Origin of the sequence: Pseudomonas knackmussii B13 (assembly GCF_000689415.1) — a bacterium.
Taxonomy (GTDB): Bacteria; Pseudomonadota; Gammaproteobacteria; order Pseudomonadales; family Pseudomonadaceae; genus Pseudomonas; species Pseudomonas knackmussii.
This window is the reverse complement of record NZ_HG322950.1, coordinates 2,800,660-2,826,142: the sequence shown is the minus strand read 5'-3', so window position 1 is coordinate 2,826,142 and position 25,483 is coordinate 2,800,660. Positions and strand designations below refer to the sequence as shown.

General features: G+C 67.3%; 24 protein-coding genes. 13 read left to right on the top strand and 11 right to left on the bottom strand.

The features are described 5' to 3' along the window. The first annotated feature begins 56 nt into the window (after positions 1-56). The 5 genes from PKB_RS13360 (at position 57) to PKB_RS13340 (ending at position 7,373) form a co-directional block, all read left to right on the top strand. Positions 57-1,232 carry a hypothetical protein gene (locus tag PKB_RS13360; RefSeq protein WP_043252428.1) on the top strand — a complete coding sequence of 392 codons (1,176 nt, stop codon included), beginning with the start codon at positions 57-59 and terminating at the stop codon, positions 1,230-1,232. 153 nt (positions 1,233-1,385) lie between these two features. After that, positions 1,386-3,131 (top strand): caprolactamase subunit beta, encoded by a 1,746-nt coding sequence (capB, locus tag PKB_RS13355; RefSeq protein WP_043252425.1) that lies wholly within the window; start codon positions 1,386-1,388, stop codon positions 3,129-3,131. 13 nt (positions 3,132-3,144) lie between these two features. Then, positions 3,145-5,229, top strand: a complete 2,085-nt coding sequence (gene capA, locus PKB_RS13350) for a caprolactamase subunit alpha (protein WP_043252423.1) — start codon at positions 3,145-3,147, stop codon at positions 5,227-5,229. A gap of 147 nt (positions 5,230-5,376) precedes the next feature. Next, positions 5,377-6,333, top strand: a complete 957-nt coding sequence (locus PKB_RS13345; RefSeq protein WP_043252421.1) for an AraC-like ligand-binding domain-containing protein — start codon at positions 5,377-5,379, stop codon at positions 6,331-6,333. A 167-nt stretch (positions 6,334-6,500) separates the two neighbouring features. Then, on the top strand, positions 6,501-7,373 hold the full coding sequence (locus PKB_RS13340) for a DMT family transporter (RefSeq protein WP_043252420.1): 873 nt from the start codon (positions 6,501-6,503) through the stop codon (positions 7,371-7,373). A gap of 34 nt (positions 7,374-7,407) precedes the next feature. On the opposite strand, the gene PKB_RS13335 is transcribed toward PKB_RS13340, so the two are convergent. The 3 genes from PKB_RS13335 to PKB_RS13325 are packed head-to-tail and all read right to left on the bottom strand — an operon-like array spanning position 7,408 to position 9,298. After that, the gene (locus PKB_RS13335) at positions 7,408-7,665 is read right to left on the bottom strand and encodes a DUF2790 domain-containing protein (RefSeq protein WP_043252419.1); all 258 of its coding nucleotides are present in this window, start codon (positions 7,663-7,665) and stop codon (positions 7,408-7,410) included. Further along, positions 7,662-8,240 carry a cytochrome b gene (locus PKB_RS13330; protein ID WP_043252418.1) on the bottom strand — a complete coding sequence of 193 codons (579 nt, stop codon included), beginning with the start codon at positions 8,238-8,240 and terminating at the stop codon, positions 7,662-7,664. The genes PKB_RS13335 and PKB_RS13330 overlap by 4 nt, the downstream gene beginning before the upstream one ends. Beyond that, positions 8,237-9,298, bottom strand: coding sequence for a catalase family peroxidase (locus tag PKB_RS13325; protein WP_043252417.1), 1,062 nt, complete (start codon positions 9,296-9,298; stop codon positions 8,237-8,239). Before PKB_RS13325 ends, PKB_RS13330 begins: the two co-directional genes overlap by 4 nt. Before the next feature lie 164 nt (positions 9,299-9,462). On the opposite strand from PKB_RS13325, the gene PKB_RS13320 reads away from it, so the two are divergent. Both PKB_RS13320 and PKB_RS13315 read left to right on the top strand, forming a co-directional pair. Further along, positions 9,463-9,972 carry a sigma-70 family RNA polymerase sigma factor gene (locus PKB_RS13320; protein WP_043252416.1) on the top strand — a complete coding sequence of 170 codons (510 nt, stop codon included), beginning with the start codon at positions 9,463-9,465 and terminating at the stop codon, positions 9,970-9,972. Next, on the top strand, positions 9,969-10,715 hold the full coding sequence (locus PKB_RS13315) for an anti-sigma factor family protein (RefSeq protein WP_043252415.1): 747 nt from the start codon (positions 9,969-9,971) through the stop codon (positions 10,713-10,715). Before PKB_RS13320 ends, PKB_RS13315 begins: the two co-directional genes overlap by 4 nt. Positions 10,716-10,931: 216 nt before the next feature. On the opposite strand, the gene PKB_RS13310 is transcribed toward PKB_RS13315, so the two are convergent. Further along, a complete protein-coding gene (locus PKB_RS13310) occupies positions 10,932-12,059 on the bottom strand; it encodes an IS481 family transposase (protein ID WP_043252413.1) in 1,128 nt (375 codons plus the stop codon). A 257-nt stretch (positions 12,060-12,316) separates the two neighbouring features. Between PKB_RS13310 and PKB_RS29130 the strand changes: the two genes are divergently transcribed. Further along, positions 12,317-13,458 (top strand): IS3 family transposase gene (locus PKB_RS29130; protein WP_371365441.1). Its coding sequence is split into 2 segments (ribosomal slippage): positions 12,317-12,569 and positions 12,569-13,458, totalling 1,143 coding nucleotides; the frame shifts between segments, so codons are not numbered across the junction. A gap of 376 nt (positions 13,459-13,834) precedes the next feature. Here the strand turns inward: PKB_RS29130 and PKB_RS13295 are convergent. The 7 genes from PKB_RS13295 to paaY all read right to left on the bottom strand — a co-directional run bounded on the left by PKB_RS13295 (position 13,835) and on the right by paaY (position 20,135). Then, complete coding sequence (locus PKB_RS13295) at positions 13,835-14,215, bottom strand: cytochrome c3 family protein (protein WP_052355274.1); 381 nt, start codon at positions 14,213-14,215, stop codon at positions 13,835-13,837. After that, positions 14,212-14,925, bottom strand: coding sequence for a ferric reductase-like transmembrane domain-containing protein (locus tag PKB_RS13290; RefSeq protein WP_043252411.1), 714 nt, complete (start codon positions 14,923-14,925; stop codon positions 14,212-14,214). Before PKB_RS13290 ends, PKB_RS13295 begins: the two co-directional genes overlap by 4 nt. A gap of 98 nt (positions 14,926-15,023) precedes the next feature. Next, on the bottom strand, positions 15,024-16,514 hold the full coding sequence (locus PKB_RS13285; protein ID WP_043252408.1) for an aldehyde dehydrogenase family protein: 1,491 nt from the start codon (positions 16,512-16,514) through the stop codon (positions 15,024-15,026). 89 nt (positions 16,515-16,603) lie between these two features. After that, complete coding sequence (locus PKB_RS13280) at positions 16,604-17,038, bottom strand: c-type cytochrome (protein WP_339325542.1); 435 nt, start codon at positions 17,036-17,038, stop codon at positions 16,604-16,606. Positions 17,039-17,478: 440 nt separating this feature from the next. Next, the gene (gene feaR / locus PKB_RS13275; RefSeq protein WP_043252404.1) at positions 17,479-18,396 is read right to left on the bottom strand and encodes a transcriptional regulator FeaR; all 918 of its coding nucleotides are present in this window, start codon (positions 18,394-18,396) and stop codon (positions 17,479-17,481) included. 141 nt (positions 18,397-18,537) lie between these two features. Then, a complete protein-coding gene (gene paaX / locus PKB_RS13270) occupies positions 18,538-19,461 on the bottom strand; it encodes a phenylacetic acid degradation operon negative regulatory protein PaaX (protein WP_043252403.1) in 924 nt (307 codons plus the stop codon). Positions 19,462-19,538: 77 nt separating this feature from the next. Beyond that, positions 19,539-20,135: a phenylacetic acid degradation protein PaaY gene (gene paaY, locus PKB_RS13265; protein ID WP_043252401.1), complete on the bottom strand. Its 597-nt coding sequence runs from the start codon at positions 20,133-20,135 to the stop codon at positions 19,539-19,541. A 471-nt stretch (positions 20,136-20,606) separates the two neighbouring features. On the opposite strand from paaY, the gene paaF reads away from it, so the two are divergent. The 5 genes from paaF to pcaF all read left to right on the top strand — a co-directional run bounded on the left by paaF (position 20,607) and on the right by pcaF (position 25,422). Beyond that, complete coding sequence (gene paaF, locus PKB_RS13260) at positions 20,607-21,380, top strand: 2,3-dehydroadipyl-CoA hydratase PaaF (protein WP_043252399.1); 774 nt, start codon at positions 20,607-20,609, stop codon at positions 21,378-21,380. Positions 21,381-21,454: 74 nt separating this feature from the next. Then, entirely contained in the window at positions 21,455-22,246 is a 792-nt protein-coding gene (paaG, locus tag PKB_RS13255) for a 2-(1,2-epoxy-1,2-dihydrophenyl)acetyl-CoA isomerase PaaG (RefSeq protein ID WP_043252397.1), read from the top strand. Between the two features lie 2 nt (positions 22,247-22,248). Continuing rightward, entirely contained in the window at positions 22,249-23,766 is a 1,518-nt protein-coding gene (gene paaH / locus PKB_RS13250) for a 3-hydroxyacyl-CoA dehydrogenase PaaH (protein WP_043252395.1), read from the top strand. Further along, the gene (gene paaI, locus PKB_RS13245) at positions 23,759-24,205 is read left to right on the top strand and encodes a hydroxyphenylacetyl-CoA thioesterase PaaI (protein ID WP_043252393.1); all 447 of its coding nucleotides are present in this window, start codon (positions 23,759-23,761) and stop codon (positions 24,203-24,205) included. The genes paaH and paaI overlap by 8 nt, the downstream gene beginning before the upstream one ends. After that, on the top strand, positions 24,202-25,422 hold the full coding sequence (pcaF, locus tag PKB_RS13240) for a 3-oxoadipyl-CoA thiolase (RefSeq protein WP_043252390.1): 1,221 nt from the start codon (positions 24,202-24,204) through the stop codon (positions 25,420-25,422). The genes paaI and pcaF overlap by 4 nt, the downstream gene beginning before the upstream one ends. The last annotated feature ends 61 nt before the right edge of the window (positions 25,423-25,483 follow it).

The window sequence follows — 25,483 nt, the reverse complement described above, 5'->3', positions numbered from 1 at the left end:
CCGCCCGCCGGGGCGGCCCCTCACCTGCAACCACAACAAGAAACCCGGAGCGGTTCATGTCACTGCAACGCACTCGGCTTACCTCGATTTATGCAGCCCTTCTCACCCTCGGCCTGGCCCAGCACGCCAGTGCGGTGGAAGTCACCGATAACCTCGACCTCGGCGGCGCCCTGCGCGGGCGGCTGGACTACGACCCCGACCGGGACCTCTCGAAGCTGAGCTTCGATACCTTCTTCCTCACCGCCGACTACCACTCCGACACCTGGATAGCCGCCGCCAAGTACCGCTTCTATGGCGACGCCTATCCCTACGAGTACACCGACCGGGTCGGCGACATCGCCTTCGCCGAGTACGCCTGGGTCGGCTATCGCTTCACTCCCGAACAGCAACTGCAGGTCGGCCAGACCGCCATCCCCTTCGGCCTGGCGCCCTACTTCGGCAGCACCTTCTTCGAGACCCTCGGCAACGTGATAGGCCTGGAGGACACCCAGGACATCGGCTTCAAGTACCTGGCCCGGCAGGGCGAATGGGACCTGCAGGCGGCCTACTACCCGATCCCGGCGGAACAGGGGCGCGGCACCAGCCGGGGCGGCCGGACATACGGCACCAGCGTCGCCAGCGCCGACACCTACGTCGTCGACGGCAGCGACAACCACGAGACGAATATCCTGGTCGGTCGCCTCGCGCGCAGCTACCAGGCCGACGGCTGGAATGGCGAGGTCGGCGCCTCGTTGCTCACCTCCACGCTGGAGAACCAGGACACCGACCGCGACGGACACCGTGTCGCCGCCGCCCTGCACGCCACCGCGCAACACGGTGCCTGGGGGCTCCAGGGCCTGGCGGCACGCCAGCAGATGACCCCGGAGAACCCCGGCGATGACCGCCTGGTGAGCTTCGGCAGCTTCGACGGCACCTTCAACGTCGCCGCCAAGGGCAACCTCTACGTGGCGGACCTCAGCTACAGCCTGCCGGGGCAATACGGCTGGCTTTCAGGCGTGAAGCTCTATGCCAACTACAGCCTGTTCGACAAGGACGAATCCGCCTTCAAGGACTCCCAGCGCTTCATCGCCGGCACCTCGTTCAGCCTCGGCCCGCTGTGGATCGCCCTGGAGTGGCTGCACGGCCGCAACGACCCCTACATAGGCGGCGGCAGCTACACCCAGAGCCTCGGCGCCGGTGGCACCAGCCACTGGGAAAACCAGCTCTACAGCAACATTGGCTACTACTTCTGACCCCGGCGGGGGCGCGCTCCGCCGAGTGCGCCCAAACGCAACAAGGGGTACACCCAGCGACAAGCCAGCCACCCCGCCCCGGCCTTAGCGTATGCAACAAGGGCCGCCCGCGGCGGCCCTCACCCGAAGCACAAGAACAAGCGTTGGTGCCCTATGAAAACAGTTGATCCGATCACCCTTGCGGTTGTCCGTGGCGCGCTCGAAACCGCGCAGCGCGAAATGACCCTGACCCTGGAAAAGACCGGCCGCTCCAGTGTGTTCAACCTGGCCCATGACTACTCCAACTCCCTGTTCGACCACCTCCCGGAGATGATCCTGCAGGGGCAGGACATCCCGATCCACCTGGGCTCGCTGATCCCGGCGATGAAATGCGTGGCCGGCTTCTTCGGCGACGACATCGCCGAAGGCGACGTGATCTACCACAACGACCCCGCCTACAAGGGCAGCCATATCCTCGACTGCTGCATGTACAAGCCGGTGTTCTACCAGGGCGAACTGGTGTTCTGGGCGGTCTGCAAGGGCCACCTCACCGACATCGGCGGCCCGGTGCCGGCCGGCTACAACCCCGACGCCAAGGAGATCTACGCCGAAGGCCTGCGCATCCCCCCGGTCAAGCTGTGGGAGAAGGGCCAGCGTCGCGAGGACGTGATCAACCTGCTGCTCACCAACATGCGCGCCCGCCCCTATCAGGAAGGCGACCTCAACGCGCAATACGGTGCGTGCAGCGTCGGCGAGCGCCATCTGCTGGAGCTGCTCGACAAGTACGGCGTGGAGCAGGTGCGCGCCTGCATCGCCGAGCTGAAGAGCATGGCCGACCGGCACATGCGCGCCCTGCTGCGCGACGTGCCGGACGGGCACTACAGCGGCACCGCCGTGCTCGAGGACTCCGGCCATGGCCTGGGCGAGCTGGCGATCACCGCGCACGTGGAGATTCGCGGCGAAGAAGCGCACATCCGCATCGAAAGCCCGCCGCAGGTGCCCTACTTCATCAACTCCTACGAGGGCAACTCGGTCTCCGGCGTCTACCTCGGCCTGATGATGTTCGCCCAGGTCGCCCCGCCCTATAACGAAGGGCTGTACCGCTGCGTCAGCGTGGATGTCGGCCCGCGCGGCACCCTGTGCAACGCCGAGGAGCCGGCGCCTCACGTCAACTGCACCACCACGCCGATGGAAACCCTGGCCGACGCCGTGCGCCAGGCCCTGGAGCAGGCCTCGCCGGAGCGCGTGACCGCCTCCTGGGGTCACGCCAGCGGCATCAACATCGCCGGGCACGACCCGCGCAACGGCAACAGCGAATACGTGACCATGGTCCTGGCCTCGATCATCTCCGGCGCCGGCGCCAACAAGGTGATGGACGGCTGGCACGCCTGCGGGCCGCTGTGCTGCTTCGGCGCGCTGATGAGCGGTGACATCGAGCTGCTGGAACACGCCTACCCGATTCTGATCCACCGCTACAGCCTGATGGCCGACAGCGGCGGCGCCGGCGAATTCCGCGGCGGCTCCGGCACCCGTCTGGAGATCGAGCCGCTGGAACACGCGATGACCGTGGTCGGCTTCGGCGAAGGCCGCCAGTTGCCCACCGCCGGCGCTGCCGGCGCGCGCAACGCACTGGTCGAACCCAAGCTCGGCCGGCTGATCCACCGCCGCGCCGATGGCGAGGAAACCCACTACACGCAGAACCCCATGCTGAGCGTCCAGCCGGGCGAGCGGATCATCAACATCAACCCCGGTGGCGGGGGTTACGGCGAGCCACAGCGTCGCCCGCTGGCGGCGGTCCTGCAGGATGTCCGCAACGGCCTGGTGTCGCCGCAGGGCGCGGCCCTCGACTACGGCGTGATCCTCAACGCCGATGGCCACCTCGATGAAACCGCCACCCGCGCCGCGCGCGGCCAGTTCTGACCGGAGATCCGACATGCGCAACCAATATCGCCTGGGCATCGACGCCGGCGGCACCTTCACCGACTTCATCCTGGCCGACCGCGACGGCGGCGTGCAGCTGTTCAAGGCCCCTTCCACCCCGCAGGACGGCACCCTGGCCATCCGCGCCGGCCTCGCGCAGATCGCCGACGCCACCGGCCGCACGCCGGCCGAGGTGATCGCCGCCTGCGACCTGTGCATCAACGGCACCACGGTCGCCCTCAACGCGCTGATCGAGCGCACCGGCGTCAAGGTCGGCCTGCTGTGCACCGAAGGCCACGAGGACAGCCTGGAAATCCGCCTCGGCCACAAGGAAGAAGGCTACCGCTACGACGCCCACTACCCGCCAGCGCACATGCTGGTGCCGCGCCACCTGCGCCGCCCGATCGGCGGCCGCATCCTCGGCGATGGCCGCGAGCACAGCCCGCTCGACGAGCGCGCGGTGCGCGAGGCCATCGAGTACTTCCGCGCCGAAGGCGTGGAAGCCGTGGCCATCTCCTTCGTCTGGTCGGTGCGTAACCCCAGCCATGAAAAACGCGCCGCCGAACTGGTGCGCGCGGCGCTGCCGGGCGTATTCGTCTGCAGCGGCAACGAAGTCTTCCCGCAGATCCGCGAATACACCCGCACCTCCACCACCGTGGTCAACGCCTACCTGAGCCCGGTGATGGCCCGCTACGTGGAACGCATCGACAGCCTGTTCGAGGAGCTGGGTGCCCAGCAGCCGGTGCGCTACTTCCAGTCCAACGGCGGCCTGGCGCCGGGCCATGTGATGCGCGACCGCGCGGTGAATGCGATCAACTCCGGCCCGGCGTCCGCGCCCCAGGCAGGCCTGTCGGTCGCCCGTCCGTTCGGCATCGACAACGTGATCACAGTGGATATGGGCGGCACCTCCTTCGACATCACCCTGACCAACGCCGGGCGCACCAACTTCAGCAAGGACGTCGACTTCCTCCGCCAGCGCATCGGCGTGCCGATGATCCAGGTGGAAACCCTCGGCGCGGGTGGCGGCTCCATCGCCCATCTCGACGAGTTCGGCATGCTCCAGGTCGGTCCGCGCAGCGCCGGCGCCAAGCCGGGGCCGGTCTGCTACGGCAAGGGCGGCACCGAGCCGACCGTCACCGACGCCAACCTGGCGCTGGGCTACCTGCCGGACGGCGCGCTGCTCGGCGGCAGCATCCGCCTCAACCGCCAGGCCGCGCTGGACGCCATTCGCAGCCGGATCGCCGAGCCGCTGGGGATCAGCGTCGAACGCGCAGCCTTCGGCATCACCACGCTGGTGAACCTGAACATGGTCAACGGCATTCGCCGCGTGTCCATCGAGCGTGGCCACGACCCGCGCGACTTCGCCCTGATCGGCGCCGGCGGCGCGGCGGGCATGCACGTGGTGCGCCTGGCCGAGGAAATCGGCATGCAGACGGTGCTGATCCCCAAGGTCGCCTCCGGCCTGTGCGCCTTCGGCCAAATCCTCTCGGACGTGCGCTACGACCAGCTGACCAGCCTGCCGATGCGCCTGGACGCCGGGCACGTCGACCTGTCCCGCCTCAACCTCGCCCTCGCCGACCTGCGCCAGCAGGGCCTGGTCAACCTGCGCGACGACGGCTTCGGCGACGAGGCCAGCAGCTGCCACTACACGCTGGAGATGCGCTACCTGGGGCAGATCCACGAGTGCAGCGTGGAGCTTGAGCGCCATCAGCTCGACGAAAGCAGCCTGGCCGAGCTGATCGAGTCCTTCCACAGCCACCACCAGACGCTCTACTCGTACAGCGAAGCCAGCAGCCCGGTGGAGCTGGTGAACCTAGAATGCTCGGTAATCGGCCACCTGCCGCGTCCGCCGCAGCCGGAGCTGCAAGGCCCGCCGAACCCGCCGCGCGCGGTGCCGGACAGCCTGCGGCCGATGCTCTTCAGCGCCGACGGCGACTGGCAGTCCACCGCCGTATTCGACGGCAACCGCCTGCTGCCGGGGCAGACCGTGCAGGGCCCCTGCGTGATCGAGGAAGACACCACCAACATCGTGGTACCGCCAGGCTGGCAAGCGACCCTCGAACCCTCGGCCACCTACCGGGTGACGCGCGGCGCTTGATGTAACTCGCCAGCGCGTCGATCATCGACCCGTTACCAGCCCGGCAGCCCAGCGCTGCCGGGCTGTTCACACAATAACAAGAGCTGCTTGAGTAGCTTGCTTGCAGTTCCTTTTTTCCAGGCTGCCCTGTTCGAAAAAGGACGAACCATGCCCCAAGAATTATCGACGCACAGCTGGGCGCAGCCGGAGCGCCAGGCGCGCTGGGCCGAAGCCATCAGCGACACCTATTTCGCCCTGAGCCTGGAGTTCGCCGCCGACCGTCCGTTCGACGGCCAGCTGCAGCGCTGGAGCACACCCAGTACCGCGCTGAGCCTGTCGCGCCTGCGCTCCAGCGAGCTGGGCTACTCCCGCAGCAAGGCACAGATCGGCCAGGACCACGACGCCTTCTACCTGGTGACGGTGCCGCGTCGCGCCGATGTGCACTTCGAGCAGGATGGCCGCCAGCTGAGTTGCAGCCCCGGCGGCTTCATCGTCGAACGGGGCGACTCGCCGTACCGTTTCCACTACGGCGCCGATAACGACCTCTGGGTCCTCAAGCTCCCGGAGCGCGCGCTGAAGAACCACCTGCGCGGCCCCGAGCGCTACACCCGCTACTGCTTCGACGCCACCCAGGGCCTGGGCCGGGTATTTGTCGAACAGCTCGACCTCTGCGCCCGGCATTTCGACGACTGCCCGCCGGAGGCTCGCCACCTGCTGCTGGAGCAGAGCCTGTCGACGCTGCTGCTGGCCCTGCAGCAGGACGAGCGCGTGCTCGGCAGCGAAGGCTCCAATCTCAGCACCCTGCACCTCACCCGCGTCGAGCGCTACGTGGCGCAGAACCTCGGCGACCCGGACCTGTCGCCGCAGTCCATCGCCAGTGCCTGCGGACTGTCCGTGCGTTACCTGCACAAGCTCTTCGCCAGTACGCCTTTCACCCTCGGCGAATGGGTGCGGCAACAGCGCCTGGAAGCGGTGCACCGCCAGCTGCGCGACCCGCAGTGCCACCTCTCCATTGGCGAACTCGCGTTCCGCTGGGGCTTCGGCGACCAGGCGCAATTCACCCGCGCCTTCCGTCAGCAATTCGGTTGCACCGCGCGGGAAATACGCAACTCCATCACCCACTGAAGCGTTCGAGGCTGGCGCGCATCCGTCGCGCCAGCCCTGTTTGCGACAAGTCCTTCGGCAATCGCAGCGCCCGTACTGGTCGCCCCGCCACTGCCCTTGCTACCCTGCCGCGCGGCGCGACCGAGCGGTCATGCGCCGCTCCCTTCAGCTGCCTGCCGCCCGCCACGATGAACAACCGCTCCGCCCGCCTCGGCCTCGCCTGCCTGGTCGTCACCTCCACCGGCTGGGGCCTGAACTGGCCGGCCATGAAACTCCTGCTGCAGGAATGCACGCCGCTGTTCGCCCGAGGCACTTCCGGGCTCTGCGCGGCGCTGCTGATCGGTGCGCTCGCGGTGTTCTCCGGGCAGTCCCTGCGGGTGCCGTCGGGTGAGCGCCTGCGCCTGGTCGCGGCGGCCTGCTTCAACGTGGTGGTCTGGATGGGCTTCTCGACCCTGTCGATGCGCTGGCTCAGCGTCAGCCAGGGGGCGCTGCTGGTCTACAGCATGCCGGTGTGGGCGATCCTGCTGGCCTGGCCGATCACCGGGCGGCGGCCGAGCCTGGCCGCCGTGCTCGGCCTCGGGCTGTGCCTGGTCGGCATCGGCCTGCTGTTCGCCGGCAGCGCCCATCCGCTGACCATGGACAAGGCGCCGGGGGTGTTCTTCGCCCTGGCCGCGGCCGTGTTGTTCGCCCTGGGTACGGTGGCGATGAACCCGCCGCGCCTGCCGCCATTGAGCAACGTGGCCTGGCAACTGGTCATCGGCTGCCTGCCGATGGCCCTCTACGGCTGGTGGTTCGAGCGCCCCGACCTGGGCCGGCTGACCGGCACCGGCTGGACGGTGTTCGTCTACATGACCCTGGTGCCCATGGGCCTGTGCTACATCGCCTGGTTCGCCGCGCTCAAACGCCTGCCGCCGGCGCTTGCCTCGATCAGCACGCTCTTGACCCCGACGGTTGGTGTGCTGGCGGCTGCCGTGATGCTCGGCGAGCCGCTGGGCCTGCGCGAGTTCGCCGCCCTGGCGCTGACCCTCGGCGGCATCGCCTGCGCGCTGCTCAAGCGCTGAAGGCGGGGCCTCCAGGTGGCCCCGCGTACGCCCTTCAGTCGCCGTCCGGGCAGTTCTGACCCCACACCGGATAGCGCAGCAGGTGCTGCTGACCCTGGTGATCCTCATAGAGCATTTCCACTTCGCGGATACCGCAGAAATCCAGGTCGGCCGGGCGCAGCACCTTGGCGATGTCGGGGTGGCTGCCGTAGCGGTAGTCCTCGACCGGCGGCGTCGGGCCGGCGGCGAAGGCGGCCGAGGCAGCGGCCAGGCTCAGGGCGAATAGCAGCGGTTTGAGGGGGTGGGTTTTCATGGGCGTTCTCCCGGTACAGGGGACGGAGTGGCGGCCGGCAAGCGGCCGCCGGTCATGCTGGCCAGGACGCCATCGCGGCGGACCAGGCCATGGAACAGGGCTGCCGCGATGTGCAGCAGGATGGTCGCGATCAGCAGCAAGGCGATGAGGCCATGCGCGCTACGCAACAGGCTGTGAAGCCACACTGACGGGTCGACCAGCGCCGGCAACTCGTGGCCTTCGACCAGCACCACCGGGTAGCCACCGGCCGACTGCATGGCCCAGCCCACCAGCGGCTGCAGGATCAGCAGCACATAGAGCACGACGTGCGAAGCGTGGGCGATGCGCTGCTGCCAGCCAGGCATCTCGGCCGGCAACGACGGCACCTGGCTGCGCAGGCGCACGAACAGGCGAATCAGCACCAGCACCAGCAGCAGCGCACCGAGCGGCTTGTGGATCGACACCAGCAGCGCATGGCGCGGCGAGACGCTGGCGACCATGCCCAGGCCGATCAGCAGCATGGCGATCACCAGCACGGCCATCAGCCAGTGCAGGACGCGCAGGGTCAGCGGGAAATACTCGGGACGGCGGCTCATGGGTGCTGCTCCTGGGCCGGCAGCGCGGCCTGTTCGCGGGTACGGCGGTTGAAGGATTCCGAATAGGCCGCCGAGCGCGCGCTCAGCAGCGGGTCGTCGGAGGCGCGGATGCCGTCGGGCAGGACCAGCGGGTCGTAGTTGACGTCCTGGCAGGGCCCGCCTTGCTCGGCCACGGCGCGCTCGATGACGACTTCGCCGGCATCGATGCTGCGGCGGTTCTGCGGCCATGCACGGGTGGCGTCGTCGGTGGGGTCGCCGGGCTCGCCGAGGGTCAGTTGCAGGTGCCAGCGCACCGGGCCCTGGGCCAGGCGTTGTTGCAGATCGGCGGCGAGGAAATTCGCTTCGTTGCGCTGTTCGGCGGCGAGCGGCTGGTAAGGCGTTTGCGGCTGCACCGACCAGCGCACCGGGTGCTCGCGGCCCTGGGCGTCGACCAGCAGGAAAGCGTTGAGGCCGTAGTAGGCGCTATTGGCGTAGCTCGACGAGGGCACGGCGGTCTTCACCCAGCTGAGGAAGGCCGCGCTCTCCGGGTGCGCCTTGAAGAACGCGCCCATCTTCGCCGGATCGGGTTTGCCGGTGCCCGGCTGCGGCTGCGAGGCCTGCTGCAGTTCATAGAAGGACTGGGCGTCCTTCACCACGAACACCGGCATGGCGTTCATCCCGGTGCGCCATTCCTCGCCGTGTTCGGGCAGGAAGCGCAGGGCCAGGCTGCGGATCGGCGCGGCGCCGTCGCTGGCGGCCGGGTTGCCGCCGGGAATCGCCAGGCGCCCCACTATCGGCACCGAGCCCTTGGCGAAGACGGTGGCGCGGGAAACTTCGCTGCCAGCCCCATTGCTCTCGAAATGGCCGACCACGCAAATGCCCTTGGCGTGGTTGCGCCGGTAGGCCGGGTGCACGCCGCCGTTCTGCTCCAGCACGTTGACCAGCTTCGCCGGGGTCAGGCGTTGCGGGGAGAACAAGCCGGCGGCAAAGGCGAAGGCGGCGGCCAGGCCGCCCACGGCGACGGCTATCGCCGCCAGGCGCAGGGGCAGGTTCGGTGGCGCCGAAGTGGGTTCGGTCATGGGGTGCGTCCTCGTTCGGGGTTCATGAGCCCGTACGACGCACCGCGAACCGGGTTATTCCCGCGACGGGAAAATTTCCGAAAGTCGAGGGGCGCTGGAATAAACTCCACGGGGGTTCGTCATACGGGCTCAACGACCATCGGAGCCGGCCCCGCCGCATCGAGATGAACACACTGGACGACCATCAACTCCGCGAACTGCTGCCGCGCCTGCGGCGCTTCGCGCTGTCCCTGACGCGCAATGCGGCGAGCGCCGACGACCTGGTCCAGGCCACCCTGGAAAAGGCCCTGTCCGCTTGGGGCGGCAAGCGCGGCGACGGCGACCTGCGCGCCTGGCTGTTCGCCATCCTCTACCGGCTGTTCGTCGACGGTCAGCGCCGCGCCCGCCGCTACGCCCGCATCCTTTCGCTGTTCGGTGGCGAAGAGGAGCACAGCGCCTCCACCGAGGACATCGTCAGCGCCCGCTCGACCCTGGAAGCCTTCGAGCGCCTGCCCGCCGAGCAGCGCGCGCTGCTCACCCTGGTCAGCGTCGAGGGGCTGAGCTACCGCGAGGTCGCCGAAGCCTTGCAGATTCCCATGGGCACCGTCATGTCGCGCCTGTCGCGAGCGCGCCAGGCCTTGCGCGCGCTGAGCGAAGGCAGCAGCGGTTCCCCTTCCCTACGGGTACTCAAATGAACGCCATGACTCCCAACGACAACGACCTGCACGCCTACGTCGACGAGCAGCTCGACCCCGAGCGTCGCGAGTGGGTGGAAGCCTGGCTCGCCAACCACCCCCACGAAGCCCGCCGCGTCGAGGCCTGGAAGCAGGATGCCCAGCGCCTGCGCGCCGCCCTCGCCAGCGCGGCGCTGCCGCCGGCCCCGGAGCTGGATCCGCAGCACATCCGCACCCGCCTGCGCGCGCGCCGGCAATCGCGCCTTGCCATAGCCGCCGCGTTGCTGGTGGCCCTCGGCGTCGGCAGCCTCGGCGGCTGGCAGGCCCGCGACATGAGCCTGGCCAAGGTCGACAAGCCGATGCAGGACGCGGTGCAGGCCTATCGCCTGTTCGCCGAAAACGGCAGCGGCGCACGCCTCGACACCGGCTCCGGCGACAACGTCCGCGCCTGGCTCGGCCGATACCTGGAAAACGCCAGCCTGCCGGCCGACCTCGACCAGCTCGGCCTGCGCACGGTTGGCGCCCGCCTGCTCGCCACCGAGCAAGGCGCGGCGGCGCTGGTGGTCTACGAGGACGACCAGGGCCACCGCCTGAGCTTCTTCATCCGCCCGCCGGGCCCGGCCAACCACCTGTTGCCCCACGGCCAACGCCAGGATGGTGAGCTGCTGACGCGCTACTGGAGCAAGGGCAACTACAACTACGCCGTGGTCAGCCGCAGCGACGATCCGCGGGTGGATCAGGTGGGGCAGTTGCTGGGGTTCTGATAGGCGCTCCGCTGCCCGCCAGGCGCTCCTACACTTCCCCGCCATTCCCGCCATCTCCGTCATCCCCGCGAACGCGGGGACCCAGAAAACGGTGTAGCGCGCCGCTTTTGCGTGCTCGGATAGATCTTGTTTCGCCCCTCGGCGAGTCACTTCTTACAAACGCCTTGTATGGACCGGAGACATGGTGGACACATGTGCGGGGACATGGTTGACACATTATGGTCCGTAGTCGGGATTGTTCAGGTCGATGGTGCGGAGCAGTTGATGGCAGAAATACACGTCGTACAGGACCTCGCTATCGGGTCTGGGACGGATGGCAATCAGGTGCCCAGCAAGCCCTTTGGCGATGCGGAAGTAGCGTTTTCTGAAGCGGAATCGGCTGTGATAGACCTTCGTCACTTCGTCGTCCATGGCGTATTCGAAGTCCTCTAGTTCCTCTGGAAATGACCAAGGGCTTGGGCGGTAGCGCTCCATGGGAACCTGGTAGCCCAGCGCTTCGTGGGGCCGGTGATGGTTGTAGATCTCACGCCACTGGTCGAAGGCCGCCTGGGCTTCGACCAGGTCGTGAAAGTGCTTTCCCTTGAGCACCTCGGCCTTGAGGGCGCGATGGAAGCGCTCGTTCTTACCATTGGTCTGTGGGTGGTAGGGCCGGCTGAAACTCAAGCGAATTCCCAGCCTGACCAGCCAGACACCCAGTTCGGATAATTCCCCGGGGTTGCGTGGCGAGCCCCAGGGCGAGCCATTGTCGGTGTTGATTCGGGCTGGCAGGCCATAGCGTCGAAAGATTTCGGTCAGCTTTTCCTGGACCGTTTCCTTGCGCTCATTGGCACAGGCTTGGATCGCCAGGTTGAAACGGGAGTGGTCATCCACCACGGTCAGCGGATGACACTGGCCTTGCTGGGTCGGGAAGTAGCCCTTGAAGTCCATCTGCCAGAGGTCATTGGGGGCTTCGTGTTCGAAGCGCTGCCAAGGCTTCTTGGCTTCCTTTTCAGGCGGCAGGATCAGCGTGTGACGGTGCAGGACATTGGTCACGGTGCTAGGAGCAATGCAGCGTCTCAGGACATGGCTGATCTTGCGTCCGCCCCACGCGGGATGCGCCTGGCGCAAGGCGACCACCTCTGTCTCCAGCTCCGGCGGGGTGCGTCTGGGGCTGCTGAGCGGCCGGCGGGATTGCTCATGCAATCCCTCTCGCCCTTGCTGCGCGTATCGCTTAAGCCACTTGTAGGCCGTTTGCGGGCTGATTCCGAAACGTCGGCAAAGCTCTCGCTTGTTGCTGTCGGGCTGTAAGGCTAGGGCAATGAATTCCTCTTTCAGGCTCATGGTGTCTCTCGTGTTCCAGGGCATGGCGTGGATTCCCGACAAGGCTGCTCGCCGGAAAGTGTCAACCATGTCCCCGCACACCTGTCAGCTATGTCCCCGGTCCGTACAACAAACGCCTAAGAAGTAACCAAGAACGCTTGCCCCGTCATACGGGCCCGATGAAGCCGGGCTACCCTCACGAACTCCCCCGCACCGGAGGCCCGCCCCGAAAGTACTGAAGTGGCCTAATGATTCTGGACACCCCGATAGGGCGTTAAGCTTCGCCCACAGCTGAGGTGTTCATGAGCAGAAGATCATTCAGTCCAGATTTCAAACTGGAAGCCGCCCGCTTGGTGGTGGATCAAGGCTATACGGTGCCGGCCGCCTGCAAGGCGATGGGGGTGGGGCCCACGGCGATGCGTCGCTGGGTGGCGCAGTTGCAACTGGAGCGTGGCGGCCAGACGCCTGCGCATAGCAAGGCGCTGACAGAGGATCAGCGGCGCATTCAGGAGTTGGAGGCGCAAGTCCGCCGCTTGGAGCGGGAGAAAGAGATTCTAAAAAAGGCTACCGCTCTCTTGATGTCGGACGCCCTCGACTAGTCAGGCTGGTCGAGGCATTGGGCGAGCAGTATTCGCGTACGGAACTGTGCCGGTTATTCCAGGTAAATCGCAGCAGTGTTTATGCGGCCCGAAAGCGGCAGGCACGCGTCTGCAGTCGACGAGAAGCGTTACGCCAGCGCGTGGTGGAACTGCATGCCCAGAGCCGCAGCGCGGCCGGTGCCCGAACGCTATCGGCCGCCTTGCGCAACGAGGGCTTTCCTGCAGGCCGTTACCTTGCCGCCCGGTTGATGAAAGAGGCCGGGCTCGTCAGTACACAACGCCGTAAACATCGCTACCGGGTTGCCAAGGAACACAGTGCCATCGCGGCCAATGAGCTGGCGCGCCGGTTCAATGTGAGCCGCCCCAACCAGGTGTGGTGCGGGGATGTGACGTACATCTGGGCCGGTGGCCGCTGGATCTACCTGGCCGCCGTGATGGATCTGTATGCACGTCGGATCGTCGGCTGGGCCATGTCCAACCGGCCCGACTCACAACTCACCGGGCGCGCTCTGCGGGTGGCCTACGAAGCCAGGGGCATGCCACAGCAACTGATGTTTCACTCCGACCAGGGCTGTCATTACACCAGCCTCGAATTTCGCCAAATGCTCTGGCGCTACGGCATTCGGCAAAGCATGAGCGGTCGAGGAAACTGCTGGGATAACGCGCCGATGGAGCGATTCTTCAGAAGCCTCAAGTCGGAATGGATACCGCCCTCCGGCTACGTCGATCAGCCCCAGGCGGAAGCCGACGTGCTGCGTTACGTCACCGACTACTACAACCACCAACGGCCACACAGTCACAACGATTACCAGACACCGGCACGGCGTGAAGAGCTGGCTGGATAGACCTAAACCAGTGTCCAGTTTTACTTGACCACTTCACGGGGAAGACGGGAGGGTATAGGAGCGAGCTTGCTCGCGAACCGCACGGCACGGTGTTTTCACCGTAGGAGCGGCCCATGGCCGCGATTCGCGCGCATGGCGCGCTCCTACAGGTGGGAATCGATGTGGGGATTTTCGCGGATGAATCCGCTCCTACAGGATGACGCCGGGATTTGCGCAGACGCCGACCAGCCCCCTCTCCCGCTTGCGGGAGAGGGTTGGGGAGAGGGATTGCAGCCAAGCCAAAATATCGACGTATCCGGGGAGCTCTGTTCGCGAGCAAGCTCGCTCCTACAGCAGGGAATTGGTGCGGATGAGGGTCGGGCCCGGTCTTGGGCCGCTAGAACCCACCCGATGACGCGGAAGCACTCGGCGTATGGCACGCCTTGCACGAGCGCACCGGGCCGGTCTGGCGGAAGGCTTGCAGGTTCTTGAGGTGGCAGCCTTCGCAGAGCTGGTGGAAGTCGTGCTCGATGGTCACGGCCAGCTTCGGCGTCTCCTTGTGGCACAGGATGCAGGTGCGCGTGCCGGTAGGCGCCGGAGCTGAGTGGTCGTTGAAGTCGTGATGGCAAACCACGCAGTTGATGCTGCCGTGGTTGCTGTGCTCGAAGTTCATCGGCAGCACCGGGTGGGCGCTCACCAGGCGGTCGTGACCGCTGCGCGCGCCTATCGCGAAGGCCACCAGGAACGGGATCAGCAGCAACCAGTACCAGCGCTTCATAGCAGCGGCAGATCCACGCTGCTGAGCAGTGAATAGGCGCCTGCCAATACCAGGCCAGCGACAAGCGCGGCGACGCTCAGGCGCGTGGCCAGGTAGGCGCTGTGCCGGCGACGGCCGCCCTCGGCGTAGTGCGGGGTCTTGCGCGGCAGCAGCGGCCAGGCCAGCGCGGCGACGCTGAGCGCGCCCCACAGCAGCATCTTCCAGGGCGTGCCGCTGTAGTAGCCGGCGCCGATCATGTGTCCCGCCGCCAGGGCCACGATCAGCGCGCTGGCCCAGTAATGCGTGCGGCGGAAGTCCGCGTGCTTGCGCCACAGCTTGCGGCGTACGGCGGTCAGGCTGAGCGGCACCATCAGCAGCAGGATCAGGGTCGCGGCGTCGCCAGCGAGCATGTGCCAGGCCGCACCGGGCAATAGCTCATCGATCACCAGCGGCTCGTCCACCAGCATCACGCCGATGTGCAGCGCAAGCAGCGCCACGGCGACGAAGGACAGGTCGCGGTGCAGCACCATGAAGAATTTGCCGTCGTGCCGCGGCTGGGCCATCGGCTTGCCGGTGTAGGCGAACAGCAGGAGGAAGAGCGCGCTGGCGAGCATGCCGACGGCGTTGGCGAAATCCCAGGCCGGGCTGACCCCGGGCATGGCACCGAGCAGGAAGATGGCGGCGAACGGCAGCAGGCAGCCCAGCGCGATGCGCATGGTCAGTGCGTACATTCGATCACCCTCCTCCGTTGGAACGCCTCTGCCAGCCTAAGCCGCTGGCGGATGAAGCGGCGCAGCGTGCCGCCGGGCGGCACGCTGCGCAAGCCCCATCAGTGGGCGATGCACACCGACTTGATCTCGGTGTAGGCCTCGACCACGGCGCGACCGAACTCGCGGCCCATGCCCGACTGCTTGACGCCGCCGAAGGGCATGCTCGGGTCGAGCAGCACGTGGGCGTTGACCCAGACGGTGCCCGACTCGATGCGCGGCACCAGGTTCATGGCCTTGGTCAGGTCGTTGGTCCAGAGGCTGGCGCCCAGGCCGTACTCGCTGTCGTTGGCCATCTCGATGGCTTCGTCCTCGGTCTTGAACGGCAGCACCGCCAGCACCGGACCGAACACCTCGTCGTGGGCCACCGACATGCTCTGCTTGACTTCGGCCAGTACGGTCGGACGCACGAAGAAGCCGTTGCAGTCCACCGGCTCGCCACCGCAGACCACGCGCGCGCCTTCGCGGCGGGCAGTCTCGATGTGCTTGAGCACCGAGGTCTGCTGCTTGCGCGAAACCAGCGGGGTGATCTGCGCGGTGTCGTCCATGCCTTCGCCGATGCTCATGCCGGCGACTACGGCGCCCAGCTTCTCGACGAACTCGGCATAACGCGACTCGTGCACGTAGAAGCGCGAGGCCGCGGCGCAGACCTGGCCGCTGTTGAGCAGGCCGCCCAGCAGCGCGCCTTGCACGCATTTGTCGATGTCGGCATCGGCCAGGATGATCATCGGGTTCTTGCCGCCCAGTTCCAGGGCGAAGCGGGTCATGTTCTGCATCGCGGCGATGCCGACGCTGCGGCCCACGGCGGTGGAGCCGGTGAAGGAGACCTTGCTGATCAGCTTGTGCGAAGCCAGGCCGCCGCCGATGCGCGCGCCGTCACCGGTGACCAGGTTGAACACGCCGGCCGGCACGCCCGCCTCGAAGGCCAGTTCGGCCAGGCGCAGGGCGGTCAGCGGGGTTTCCGAAGCGGGCTTGATGACCACGGTGTTGCCGGTGGCCAGCGCGGGCATCAGTTTCCATACGGCGATCATCAGCGGGAAGTTCCACGGCACGATGCCGGCGACCACGCCTACCGGCTCGCGGCGGGTGAAGGCGGTGAACTTGGTGCCCGGCGGCAGCGGGATGGACACGTCCAGCGACTGGCCTTCGATCTTGGTCGCCCAGCCGGCCATGTAGCGCATGAACTCCACAGTGGCGCCGACGTCGAGCATGCGGGTCAGGTTGATCGACTTGCCCTGGCTCAGGGTTTCCAGCTGGGCCAGTTCCTCGGCGTGCTGCTCCACCAGGTCGGCGAAGCGCAGCAGGATGCGCTCGCGGTCGGCCGGCCGCAGGTCGGACCAGACGCGCGACTTGAAGGCGGCATGGGCCGAGCGCACAGCGCGGTCGAGCATATCGGTATCGATGTCGGCGATCTTCGCGATGACTTCGCCGGTGGCCGGGTTGACCACGTCGCTGGTGGGGCCGTCATAGGCCACCCAGGCGCCGTCGATGAAGCAGCCGTGGCGGCGCTGGAGGAATTCGGCGACCTGCGGCAGGGTTGCAGTGATGCTCATGGTGACTCCTGTTCTTCGTTCCCGCGGGCAAGGCCGCGATCAGGCAGGGAACCGCAGCCCCGGCAGGCGCCGGGGGCGGCCAGGGAATTTCAGTGCTGTTGGCTCAGCCACAGGCTCAGGGCCTTGCGCTCGTCGGCGTCGGCCAGGCCCTGGTACGGCATGTAGGTGCCGGGCACGGCGGTCTGCGGCTGGGCCAGGAAGGCTTCGAGGTTGTCGCGGGACCAGGTGGCGCCGTGGTCCTTCATCGCCTGGGAGTAGCTGAAACCAGCCAGCGAGCCGGCCTTGCGCCCGACCACGCCATGCAGGTTCGGACCCATGATGTTCGGGCCGCCGGCATTGGCGGTGTGGCACAGCGAGCAGTCGCGCTCGAACACGGCCTGGCCCTTGGCGGCATCGTCGGCCAGGGCGAGGCCGGACTGGACGGCGCCCAGGGCCAGCAGGAGGCCGCAGAGGCCGGTCTTGATTCGGGTTTTCACGGTGAACAGCATGACGAAAGCACTCTTGTAGATTTTCTTCGGACGCACCTGGGGCACGGCCGGTCGAGGTCGATTGTCGCCAGGCGGCGGGAAGCGGGTCTTTTTGTCTGTGCCAGTCGTGTTGGCAGGAGTGCCAATAGCGGGGGTCTAGTCCCTGTGCCGTTCGCTTCGAACCCGTAGGAGCGCGCCATGCGCACGATTCGCGGCCATGGGCCGCTCCTACAGGGACACACCGTGCCATGCGGTTCGCGGTTATCCGCCGTCGCCCGGCACGAAAACGGCGGATAACCCCTTCGGGGTTATTCACCCTACGAAGAGCGCCGGCACGCGTTGCTCTTGGGTCCCTGCGTTCGCGGGGAAGACGGAGATGGCGGGGATGGCGTGAACGTGTGCAGGAGCGGACCTTGTCCGCGAAAAGCATCGCGGATGAGATCCGCTCCTACAGAGGCATTGGTGCCGCGAGGGGCGGTGTCGCCACCGCCCCTCCCTCAATGCGCGTAGCGCTTGCGGTATTCGCCCGGCGAAACCCCGAAGCGCGACTTGAACGCCGTCGAGAAGTAGCTCGAATCGGAGAAGCCCCAGGCGTAGCCCAGCGCCGAAAGCTTCTGCTCGCCGGCGGCGTTGCGCAGGGATTCGGCGCAGAAGTCCAGGCGGCGGTTCTTGATGTACTGCGCCACCACCAGGCCTTTCTTGGCGAACATGCGGTACAGGCCGCGCACCGACACGCCCACTTCGCGGGCGATCAGCTCCGGGCAGAGCTCTTCGGCGCCGATGTGCTCGTCGATGAAGGCCACCGCCTTGCGGAACAGCCGCTCGTGGCTGTCGCACTCGGCTTCCTGGCTGGCCAGGGCCGGGCGCAACAGGCTGACCAGGGCGTCGAGGGTCGCCTCGCTTTCCTGCATGCCCAGGCCGTCCTGGCGGCTGGTTTCGAGCACCAGGGTATTGGCCAGGATCGCCACCGGCGAGCTGGCCGGAATGCGCCGCGCGCAGGCGATGCCGGTGTGGCGCAGGCCGCGTTCGAGCACCTGGCGCGGGAGGATCAGCGACAGTTGCCGCGAGTTGTCCTCGTAGGTCATGTCGCACGGGCGGTTGGCGTCGACCAGGGTGATGTCGCCGCGCGACAGCACCACGCGGCTGCCGTCCTGCTCCAGGTGCGAGCGGCCTTCCAACTGGAACACCGCATAGAAGTGGCCGTTGCCGCTGGCGCTGACTTCCTTGCTGGTCCGGTACAGGTGCACCTGCGCCATGTCGACGACGCTGAGCTTGATGGCACCTTCCTGGTACTCCCGCAGCTTTCCGTGGAAGGACGGCCCCAGGGTGCGCGCGTCGAAACGCCCGCAGGCCTGGTTGACCTGACCCAGCCATGCCTCGAAAGCCTCATCCCGGTAGATCGATGATGGGTTCATGACCTGCAAAGCCTCATACACGCATTTGTTGTTATCAGCGGACGCCTAGGCGCACATCCGTCATTGCCGATCTCGCGACCGGTGGTTCCGCAGCGCCGCCTCAGTACGGCGCTTTCAAAGCACGGTTCGGGCCAATCCGCTTCAGTTCAGCCCGCCGAAACGCCGGTAGAAGCTCTCGCCCACGTCCGGCAAGGGGCCGTCGGCGGTCTCCAGGGCGCTGTTCAGCCACTCCTCCGCCTTGGCGTAAACCAGGCGGTAGAGGTTGCGACACAGCTGGCGCGCGGCCCGCCCTTCCCAGTCGCCAGGAAGCAGCTCATCGGGCAATTGCGGGTCACGCAGCAGCAGCTTGCGGTATTCGTGGATCAAAAGGGTGCGCGCCAGGAAGCAGTCCTGGGCGTCCAGTTCGGCCTGCTCGCGCAGCGCCTGCCAGAGCGGGCGGAACAGGCGGATGAATTCGCTGTAGTGCTGGCCGAGTTCGTCGATCTTCCAGCTCTCGCGCACCTGCAGGCGCATGGCGCGGGAGGCCAGCACTTCCTGGGCGTGGGTCTCGAAGACGATGCTGTCGTCCAGCGCGTCCAGGTCGAGCAGGGTCGCGGTGACGTCGGCGCGCTCGCAGCGCGGGCAGGCCAGCACGGTCGGGGCAATGGCGCCGAAGCCCTGCCATTCCAGTTCCTCGCGCACCTGCTTGCGCTTGTCGGCAGACAGCTGCGAGAGCATGACCAGCGTCCAGGCGCCGTCCCAGCCCTGCACGCCGGCGCTGTAGACCCGCTTGAAAGCCTTCTCGAAGCGCCGCCGGCCGGTGCCGGTGAGGCTGTAGTAGCTGCGCCGGCCGACTTTCTCGGCGGTCAGCCAGCCTTCCTTGGTCAGGCGGAAGATCGAGGTGCGGATCAGCCGCTCATTGATCCCCATGGGCTCCAGCAGGCCGATCAGGCTACCCAGCCAGACGGTTCCGCCGTGCGGTTCGATCGCGTCGCCATAAAGGGTGATGATCAGCGAACTGGCGCGGATCGGCGTCTGTTCCTGGAAGCGGGTAATCAGCTGGTTCAGCGGGGCGAGACTGCTCATGGCTCGGTTGGGCGCGGAGAAAGCGCCGACTATACCCGCCCGCCGTACGGCCTGGCCATTGGAGCGAACCCCAATACTCATGCGCCCTGCCCCTTCGGCCGGAACCCCGAGTCGCCCATGCGCGGACGGCCCTCCTCGACCGCCGCCAGCGGCTGGCATTCCACCAGGCTGGCCAGGCAGCGCTTGGCCAGTTCCTGGTATTCGACGGTGCCACGCTGTTTCCAGGCGATCTCTTCGGCGCTCAGCTCACGCTTGACGCTGGCCGGCGAGCCCATCACCAGGCTTTGCGGCGGGCACTCGAAGCCGGCCTTGACGAAGGCTGTGGCGGCGACGATGCAGCGCTCGCCGATGCGCGCCTTGTCCATCACCACCGCGTTCATGCCGATCAGCGCGTCGGCGCCGATGACGCAACCGTGCAGCACCGCGCCGTGGCCGATATGACCGTTGCGCTCGACGACAGTGTCGCTGTCGGGGAAGCCGTGCATCACGCAGGTATCCTGCAGGTTCGCCCCCTCTTCCAGGACGATCCGCCCAAAATCGCCACGCAATGCCGCCAGCGGGCCGACGTAGCAGCCCGGGCCGACGATCACGTCACCGATCAGCACCGCCGTCGGGTGCACGTAGGCGGTCGGATGAACCACCGGGGTCAGGCCGTCGAGGCTGTAGCAAGGCATCTCAGGCTTCTCCGCGAGGGTCAAGAGGCTCCAGCACGGCGGCTCGGGCGAACGGCATGGATAAGGCTCCTTTTTGCACATCGGCACCCGTGGGCGCCGGCAAGGCGGGACGGAAAGCACTCCGTCATGATTCGTTGTTTTGAAAATCTTGTATCACAACAAATCCGATCGTCAATGGAGCAAATGCTGTATCGCTTTTCAAAAGCCCGCCAGCAGACCAACGGCAACCCATGAATACATGGCTTGAAGGCCCCATATACCGGCCCTTAGGAGCACACCCGGTAATCCGGGCTCACCGTAGACGCTTCCATTTAAGACACATAAATAACTTTTTTGCTTGTAGTTTTGTATCGCTTTAGGCATATACTGAATCCACGCCAGGCTCCGCCCGTCCGTCATTCGGCCAGCGCAGCCCATAACAATTCCAACGAAGCCGGCCCAGAGCCGTGCGTGCAGCCTGAGGAGTTTTTCATGCCTCGTACCCTCGCCGTGCAGGCGCCAGAGGACGGCGTCCGCCTGATCACCCTGCAGCGCCCCGAAGCGCTCAACGCCCTCAACACCGAGCTGCTCGGTGAGCTGGCGGCGGAGCTCGACGCCGCCGAACGCGATGCCGAAACCCGCGTGGTGGTCATCACCGGCAGCCGCAAGGCGTTCGCCGCCGGCGCCGACATCAAGGAAATGGCCGAGCGCGACCTGGTCGGCATCCTCAACGACCCGCGCGTCGCCCACTGGCAACGCATCACCGCCTTCTCCAAACCGCTGATCGCTGCGATCAACGGCTTCGCCCTGGGCGGCGGCTGCGAACTGGCGATGCACGCCGACATCCTCATCGCAGGCGAAGACGCCCGCTTCGGCCAACCTGAGATCAACCTCGGCATCATGCCCGGCGCCGGCGGCACCCAACGCCTGCTGCGCGCGGTCGGCAAGTCGCTGGCCATGCAGATGGTCCTCACCGGCGAAGCCATCGACGCCCGTCACGCCCAGCGCGCCGGCCTGGTCAGCGAAGTCACCCAACCCGAATTCACTGTCGAGCGCGCCCTGCAGATCGCCAAGGTCATCGCGCGCAAGGCGCCGCTGGCCGTGCGCATGGCCAAGGAAGCGCTGCTCAAGGCGCAGGACACCGACCTCGCCAGCGGCCTGCGCTTCGAGCGCCACGCTTTCACCCTGCTGGCCGGCACCGCCGACCGCGAGGAAGGCATCCGCGCCTTCCAGGAAAAGCGCCCAGCCCAGTTCAAGGGTCAGTGACGGCCCGCCGCCGCCGATCCGCCTACTGTTAATGACCCGATTGAAATCACCCGATTGATGGAGCGAGCCCGCCCATGAACTTCGAGCACATCCTGTTTTCCATCGAGGACGGCGTCGCCCTCCTCAGCCTGAACCGCCCGGATCAGCTGAACAGCTTCAACGCGAAGATGCACGGCGAGGTGCGCGAGGCGCTCAAACTGGTGCGCCAGAGCGAAGAAGCCCGCGTGCTGCTGCTGACCGGCGAAGGCCGTGGTTTCTGCGCCGGGCAAGACCTGTCCGACCGCAACGTCGCCCCGGGCGCCGAGATGCCCGACCTGGGCGAGTCCATCGAGAAGTTCTACAACCCGATGATCCGCGCCCTGCGCGACCTGCCGCTGCCGGTGATCTGCGCGGTCAACGGCGTGGCCGCCGGCGCCGGCGCGAACATCCCGCTGGCCTGCGACCTGGTCCTGGCGGCGCGTTCGGCCAGCTTCATCCAGGCCTTCTGCAAGATCGGCCTGATCCCGGATTCTGGCGGCACCTGGACCCTCCCGCGCCTGGTCGGCATGGCTCGCGCCAAGGCCCTCGCACTGCTGGGCAATCGCCTTTCCGCTGAGCAAGCCGAACAGTGGGGCCTGATCTACCAGGTGGTGGACGATGCCAACCTGCGCGACGAAGCCCTCAAACTCGCCCGCCATCTGGCCACCCAGCCGACTTACGGCCTGGCCCTGATCAAGCGCAGCCTCAACGCCAGCCTGAACAACAGCTTCGACGAGCAGCTGGAGCTCGAGCGCGACCTGCAGCGCCTGGCCGGCCGCAGCGAGGACTACCGCGAGGGCGTCGGCGCCTTCATGGAAAAACGCACCCCCAGCTTCAAGGGCCGCTGATCATGCAAGCACTCGAAACCACCGCACTGGTCGCGGTGATCGGCGCCGGCGCCATGGGTGCCGGCATCGCCCAGGTGGCGGCCCAGGCCGGCCACCCGGTGAAGCTCTACGACAACCGCCCCGGCGCCGCCGCCCAGGCCGTCGAAGGCATCGACCGGCAGCTCGGCAAGCTGGTGGAGAAAGGCAAGCTCGCTGCCGAACAGCGCAGCGCCATCGTTGCGCGCCTGCAACCGGTGGAAGCCATCGAGACCCTGGCCGACGCCCGCCTGGTGATCGAGGCCATCGTCGAGAACCTGGAAGTGAAGCACGGCCTGCTGCGCCAGCTGGAAGAAATCTGCGCGGCAGATTGCATCCTCGCCAGCAACACCTCTTCGCTGTCCATCACCACCCTGGCCGCCAGCCTCAAGCACCCCGAGCGCGTCATCGGCATGCACTTCTTCAACCCGGCGCCGATCATGGCGCTGGTGGAAGTCGTCTCCGGTCTGGCCACCGATCCCGCGCTGGCCAAAGCCCTGCACGCCACCAGCAAGAACTGGGGCAAGCAGCCGGTCTACACCCGTTCCACGCCGGGCTTCATCGTCAACCGCGTGGCCCGTCCGTTCTACGCCGAGAGCCTGCGCCTGCTGCAGGAAGGCGCCGCCGACTGCGCCAGCCTCGACGCCCTGCTGCGTGACGCCGGCGGCTTCCGCATGGGCGCCTTCGAGCTGACCGACCTGATCGGCCACGACGTCAACTACGCCGTGACCTGCTCGGTGTTCGACGCCTACTACGGCGACTTCCGCTTCCAGCCCTCGCTGATCCAAAAGGAACTGGTCGACGCCGGCCGCTTCGGCCGCAAGACCGGCCGCGGCTTCTATGACTATTCCGAAGGCGCCGAGCGCCCGCAGGCCGCTGAACTGACCAGCGCCACCGACGTGGCGAGCTGCGTGGTCGAAGGCGACCTGGGCGTGGCCCAGCCGCTGGTACAACGCCTGAAAGACGCGGGCGTACCGGTGATCCAACGTGCAGGCAGCGGCCTGCTGCGCGTCGGCGACGCCGTCCTGGCCCTTTCCGACGGCCGCCTGGCCAGCCAACGCGCCAAGGAAGACGGCCTGCGCAACCTGGTTCTGTTCGACCTGGCGCTGGATTACACCAAGGCCTCGCGCCTGGCCATCAGCTGGTCCGCCGACACCACCGCCGAAGCCCGCGACCAGGCTGTTGCCCTGCTGCAACGCGCCGGCCTGAAAGTCACCGCCCTGGCCGACCTGCCGGGCCTGGCCGTGCTGCGCACCGTGGCGATGCTCGCCAACGAAGCCGCCGACGCCGTGCTGCAAGGCGTGGGCTCGGCAGCGGACATCGACCTGGCCATGCGCGCCGGGGTGAACTACCCGCGCGGCCCGCTGGCCTGGGCCGAAGCCATCGGCATCGGCTACGTGCTGAACACTCTGGACAACCTGCAGCGCAGCTATGGCGAGGAACGCTACCGCCCGTCCCTGCTGCTGCGTCGCAAGCACGCCGAAGGGAGCCGCTTCCATGACTGATCGCAGCCCCGAACAACTGGCCCGCGCCTGCGCCGACGCCATGTTCAGCCGCGACCAGGCCACCCAGCGCATGGGCATGCGCCTGCTCGATGCCGGCCCCGGCAGCGCCAAGCTGGCCATGCCGGTACGCGAGGACATGATCCAGGGCCACGGCACCTGCCACGGCGGATTCCTCTTCGCCCTGGCCGACTCGGCCTTCGCCTTCGCCTGTAACAGCTACAACGACGCCACCGTAGCCATCGGCTGCAGCATCGATTACGTCGCCCCGGCGCGCCTGGGCGACGAACTGACCGCCAGCGCCTTCGAACAGAGCCGCAGCGGCCGCACCGGCAACTACGACGTACGCATCGAAAACCAGCACGGACAGCTGATCGCCCTGTTCCACGGCAAATCCTACAAAGTGCGCGGCACCGTGCTGGCGCAGGAGACCGAAGAATGACCAACGCCACCCTCAGCGACGCCCTGATCATCGACGCGGTGCGCACGCCCATCGGCCGCTACGCCGGCGCCCTGAGCGCGGTGCGTGCCGACGACCTCGGCGCCGTCCCGCTCAAGGCCCTGATGCAGCGCCACCCGGAGCTGGACTGGAGCGCCATCGACGACGTCATCTACGGCTGCGCCAACCAGGCCGGCGAAGACAACCGCAACGTCGCGCACATGGCCTCGCTGCTGGCCGGCCTGCCGACCTCCGTACCCGGCACCACCATCAACCGCCTGTGCGGCTCGGGCCTCGACGCCATCGGCAACGCCGCCCGCGCCCTGCGCTGCGGCGAAGCCGGGCTGATGATCGCCGGCGGCGTGGAATCCATGTCCCGCGCGCCCTTCGTCATGGGCAAATCCGAGCAGGCTTTCGGCCGCAGCGCGGAAATCTTCGACACCACCATCGGCTGGCGCTTCGTCAACAAACTGATGAAGGCGCAGTACGGCATCGACTCCATGCCAGAAACGGCGGAGAACGTCGCCGAACAGTTCAACATCTCCCGCGCCGACCAGGACGCCTTCGCCCTGCGCAGCCAGCACAAGGCCGCCGCCGCGCAGGCCAATGGCCGCCTGGCTAAAGAGATCGTCCCGGTGGAAATCGCCCAGCGCAAAGGCCCGGCGAAGATCGTCGAGCACGATGAGCACCCGCGCGGCGACACCACCCTGGAACAACTGGCCAAGCTCGGCACGCCGTTCCGCGAAGGCGGCAGCGTCACCGCCGGCAACGCCTCGGGCGTCAACGACGGTGCCTGCGCCCTGCTCCTGGCCAGCCCGGCAGCAGCCCAGCGCCACGGCCTGAAGGCCCGCGGCCGAGTGGTCGGCATGGCGGTGGCCGGCGTCGAGCCGCGCATCATGGGCATCGGCCCGGTGCCGGCGACCCGCAAGGTGCTGGAGCTGACCGGCCTGTCGCTGGCGCAGATGGACGTGATCGAACTCAACGAGGCCTTCGCCGCCCAGGGCCTGGCGGTCCTGCGCGAACTGGGCCTCGCGGACGACGACGAGCGGGTCAACCCCAACGGCGGCGCCATCGCCCTGGGCCACCCGCTGGGCATGAGCGGCGCGCGCCTGGTCACCACCGCGTTGCACGAACTGGAAGAACGCGGCGGCCGCTACGCGCTGTGCACCATGTGCATCGGCGTCGGCCAGGGCATCGCCCTGGTCATCGAGCGGCTCTGACGGCCCGCGCCCGACGGACGGCGCCTGCTGCGGCAGGCATTCCAAAGAGCCTGTCCAAGGG

Coding starts and splice junctions, on each gene's coding strand:
- PKB_RS13360 (WP_043252428.1), top strand. CDS start 57: ATGTCACTGCAACGCACTCGGCTTACCTCGATTTATGCAGCCCTTCTC.
- capB (WP_043252425.1), top strand. CDS start 1,386: ATGAAAACAGTTGATCCGATCACCCTTGCGGTTGTCCGTGGCGCGCTC.
- capA (WP_043252423.1), top strand. CDS start 3,145: ATGCGCAACCAATATCGCCTGGGCATCGACGCCGGCGGCACCTTCACC.
- PKB_RS13345 (WP_043252421.1), top strand. CDS start 5,377: ATGCCCCAAGAATTATCGACGCACAGCTGGGCGCAGCCGGAGCGCCAG.
- PKB_RS13340 (WP_043252420.1), top strand. CDS start 6,501: ATGAACAACCGCTCCGCCCGCCTCGGCCTCGCCTGCCTGGTCGTCACC.
- PKB_RS13335 (WP_043252419.1), bottom strand. CDS start 7,665: ATGAAAACCCACCCCCTCAAACCGCTGCTATTCGCCCTGAGCCTGGCC.
- PKB_RS13330 (WP_043252418.1), bottom strand. CDS start 8,240: ATGAGCCGCCGTCCCGAGTATTTCCCGCTGACCCTGCGCGTCCTGCAC.
- PKB_RS13325 (WP_043252417.1), bottom strand. CDS start 9,298: ATGACCGAACCCACTTCGGCGCCACCGAACCTGCCCCTGCGCCTGGCG.
- PKB_RS13320 (WP_043252416.1), top strand. CDS start 9,463: ATGAACACACTGGACGACCATCAACTCCGCGAACTGCTGCCGCGCCTG.
- PKB_RS13315 (WP_043252415.1), top strand. CDS start 9,969: ATGAACGCCATGACTCCCAACGACAACGACCTGCACGCCTACGTCGAC.
- PKB_RS13310 (WP_043252413.1), bottom strand. CDS start 12,059: ATGCCCTGGAACACGAGAGACACCATGAGCCTGAAAGAGGAATTCATT.
- PKB_RS13295 (WP_052355274.1), bottom strand. CDS start 14,215: ATGAAGCGCTGGTACTGGTTGCTGCTGATCCCGTTCCTGGTGGCCTTC.
- PKB_RS13290 (WP_043252411.1), bottom strand. CDS start 14,925: ATGTACGCACTGACCATGCGCATCGCGCTGGGCTGCCTGCTGCCGTTC.
- PKB_RS13285 (WP_043252408.1), bottom strand. CDS start 16,514: ATGAGCATCACTGCAACCCTGCCGCAGGTCGCCGAATTCCTCCAGCGC.
- feaR (WP_043252404.1), bottom strand. CDS start 18,396: ATGAACCCATCATCGATCTACCGGGATGAGGCTTTCGAGGCATGGCTG.
- paaX (WP_043252403.1), bottom strand. CDS start 19,461: ATGAGCAGTCTCGCCCCGCTGAACCAGCTGATTACCCGCTTCCAGGAA.
- paaY (WP_043252401.1), bottom strand. CDS start 20,135: ATGCCTTGCTACAGCCTCGACGGCCTGACCCCGGTGGTTCATCCGACC.
- paaF (WP_043252399.1), top strand. CDS start 20,607: ATGCCTCGTACCCTCGCCGTGCAGGCGCCAGAGGACGGCGTCCGCCTG.
- paaG (WP_043252397.1), top strand. CDS start 21,455: ATGAACTTCGAGCACATCCTGTTTTCCATCGAGGACGGCGTCGCCCTC.
- paaH (WP_043252395.1), top strand. CDS start 22,249: ATGCAAGCACTCGAAACCACCGCACTGGTCGCGGTGATCGGCGCCGGC.
- paaI (WP_043252393.1), top strand. CDS start 23,759: ATGACTGATCGCAGCCCCGAACAACTGGCCCGCGCCTGCGCCGACGCC.
- pcaF (WP_043252390.1), top strand. CDS start 24,202: ATGACCAACGCCACCCTCAGCGACGCCCTGATCATCGACGCGGTGCGC.